General features: G+C 71.2%; 3 protein-coding genes. 1 reads left to right on the top strand and 2 read right to left on the bottom strand.

Going from position 1 to position 2,619, the window contains the following annotated elements; genetic code table 11:
- Nucleotides 1–410 (top strand): glycerate kinase (locus VFB40_RS08580; protein ID WP_324848767.1); only part of this gene is annotated, 410 nt, incomplete at its 5' end.
- Nucleotides 411–464: 54 nt separating this feature from the next.
- On the opposite strand, the gene gad is transcribed toward VFB40_RS08580, so the two are convergent.
- Both gad and VFB40_RS08570 read right to left on the bottom strand, forming a co-directional pair.
- Nucleotides 465–1,880, bottom strand: coding sequence for a glutamate decarboxylase (gene gad, locus VFB40_RS08575; RefSeq protein WP_324848766.1), 1,416 nt, complete (start codon nucleotides 1,878–1,880; stop codon nucleotides 465–467).
- 135 nt (nucleotides 1,881–2,015) lie between these two features.
- The coding region (locus VFB40_RS08570) for a cellulose binding domain-containing protein (RefSeq protein WP_324848765.1) at nucleotides 2,016–2,619 on the bottom strand (604 nt) is incomplete at its 5' end.

Here is a 2,619-nt window from a genome sequence, read left to right as displayed (position 1 = left end):
TCACCGCGCGCCTGCACGCGATGGCGCGGCGCTGGGAGCGCGATCCGCGCGGGGTGCCCATGACGGGCGCCGCGGGCGGGCTCTCGGGCGGACTGTGGGCCGCGTTCGGCGCCCAGCTGGTCCCCGGCGCGGCGTTCGTGCTCGATGAGGTGGGCTTCGATGCGCGCATGCGCGCGGCTCGCGCGGTGGTCACCGGGGAGGGGCGGCTGGACATGCAGAGCCTGGTGGGCAAGGTGGTCTCCGAGGTCGCCACCCGCGCCCGGCAGTCCGGGGTGCCGTGCCACGCGGTCGTGGGGTCGCGTGAGCTTGATTCGATGGGCGCGCGGATCCTCGACCTCGACCGCGTGATCGAGGCCTCGACGCTCAAGGAGCTGGAGGCGGCGGGCGCGTCGCTGGCCGAGGTGCTGTGACCCGAGCGCGCGGCCGACCGATGGCCGCGCGATCAGGTTCGCCCGCCCCTCTCGCTAGTGAGCGAAGGCCGAGGCCGTGCTGGCCACCCCCTCCGGCAGCGGCGCCGACAGCGACTCAAGCATCTTGGTCTTCTCTGCCAGCGACTCGAGGAGCTGGTCGGCCATCTCCTTGTGCATCCCCGCCCGGACGACCACGCGCAGCACGCTGAGGTCCTGGCGGTTCTCCGGGAAGCTGTAGGCGGGCACCAGCCAGCCCCGCTCGCGCAGCCGGCGCGAGACGTCGAACACGTCGTAGCTGTCGACCCCGCCGGCTGTGGTGAAGGCGAAGACCGGCAGCTCGTCGCCGCGGGTCAGCAAGCGGAAGTCGCCCATGGCGCCGATGCCTTCGGACAGGGTGCAGGCCACGTCCCGCGCGTTCTGCTGCACGGCGCGGAAGCCCTCGCGGCCCAGCCGCAGGAAGGTGTAGTACTGCGCGGCCACCTGGGCCCCGGGGCGGGAGAAGTTCAGCGCGAAGGTCGGCATGTCGCCGCCGAGGTAGTTGACCTTGAACACCAGCTCCTCGGGCAGCGCCGCCTTGTCCCGCCACAGCGCCCAGCCGACGCCGGGGTACACCAGGCCGTACTTGTGGCCGGAGGTGTTGATCGAGGCGACCCGCGGCTGCCGGAAATCCCAGGTCAGCTCCGGATCGAGGAAAGGCGCGACCATCGCGCCCGAGGCGCCGTCCACGTGCACCGGGATGTCGAGCCCGGTGCGCTCCTGCAACGCGTCCAGCGCCGCGCAGATCTCCGGCACCGGCTCGTAGCTGCCGTCCATCGTCGAGCCGAGCACCGCGACGACCCCGATCGTGTTCTCGTCGCACATCGCGGCCGCGTGCTCGCCGTCGAGGTGGTAGCGCTCGCCCTCCATCGGGACCAGCCGCGGCTCGATCTCCCAGAAGTTGCAGAACTTCTCCCAGCAGACCTGCACGTTGATGCCCATGACCAGGTTCGGCCGGGCCCGGCCGGCGGCGTACCGGTCGGCGTTGCGCGGGTCGCGCATCCAGCGGCGCTTGAGGGCGAGGCCGCCGAGCATGCACGCCTCGCTCGAACCGGTGGTCGAGCAGCCGACCGCGGCCTGCGGGTCCGGCGCGTTCCACAGATCGGCCAGGATCGACACGCAGCGGCGTTCGAGCTCTGCGGTCTGCGGATACTCGTCCTTGTCGATCATGTTCTTCTCGGCGCACTCCGCCATCAGCGCGATGGCCTGCGGCTCCATCCAGGTGGTCACGAAGGTGGCCAGGTTGAGCCGGGCGTTGCCGTCGAGCATCAGCTCGTCGTGCACCAGGCGGTATGCGACCGACGGCGGCATCGCACCGTCGGGCAGCCGGTGCGCGGGCGGCGCGACCTCGAGCGCGCCGAGCGGATCGGCCTCGGAGAACAGCGGGTTGACGGCTAGGCGGCGGTCGCTTTGGTGTCCCTCATGCAGTGCCACCGGTCTACCCTCTCACCGGTCGGCGGTGGGCGCGAGCCGTCCAAAGCCGGGGCGGCCATGGCACGGGGCCGGTGCTTGGTGCGCACCGACCCCGTGTTGAGCGGCTGACTGGATTGCGCTGTCAGCTAGCTGCGATCACCCGAGCGTGCAGGCGTTGCCGTTGACGGTGAACGCGGTCGGCGAGGCGTTGCTGCTGGACCAGGTGCCCTGGAAGCCGAACGAGGTCGAGCCGCTGGCCGGCACGGCGCCGTTGTAGCTCACGTTGGTCGCCGTCACCTTGGTGCCGCTCTGGGTCACCGTGGCGTTCCAGGCGTTGGTGACCTTCTGGTCGCCGGGCCAGGTCCAGGTGACCGTCCAGCCGCTCCACGCCGCCGTGCCCGTGTTCGCGACCGTCACGTTCGCCGTGAAGCCGCCGCCCCAGGAGTTCGGCGCGTAGGTGACCTTGCATCCGCCGGAGGACGTGGACGCGCTCGTGGTCACGGCGACCGTGCCGGAGCGCGCGGAGCGGTTGCCCGCGGTGTCCTTCGCGTAGACGGCGAACGTGTAGCTCGTCGAGGAAGTCAGGCCACTGATCGTGGCCGAATTCGTGGTCGGCGACGCGACCACGGTCTCGGTGGTGCCGTTGATGCTGACGACTTGGTACCCCGCGATTCCCAGGCTGCTGGTCGACGCCGCCCAGCTCAGGTTGACCGAATTGGAGGTGATGCCGGAGGCGGTCGGCGTGCCGGGCATCGTCGGC

Source organism: Actinocrinis sp. (assembly GCF_035650855.1).
GTDB lineage: Bacteria > Actinomycetota > Actinomycetes > Streptomycetales > Catenulisporaceae > Actinocrinis.
The sequence above is the reverse complement of the archived record's forward strand: the minus strand, read 5'-3'. Positions and strand labels throughout refer to the sequence as shown.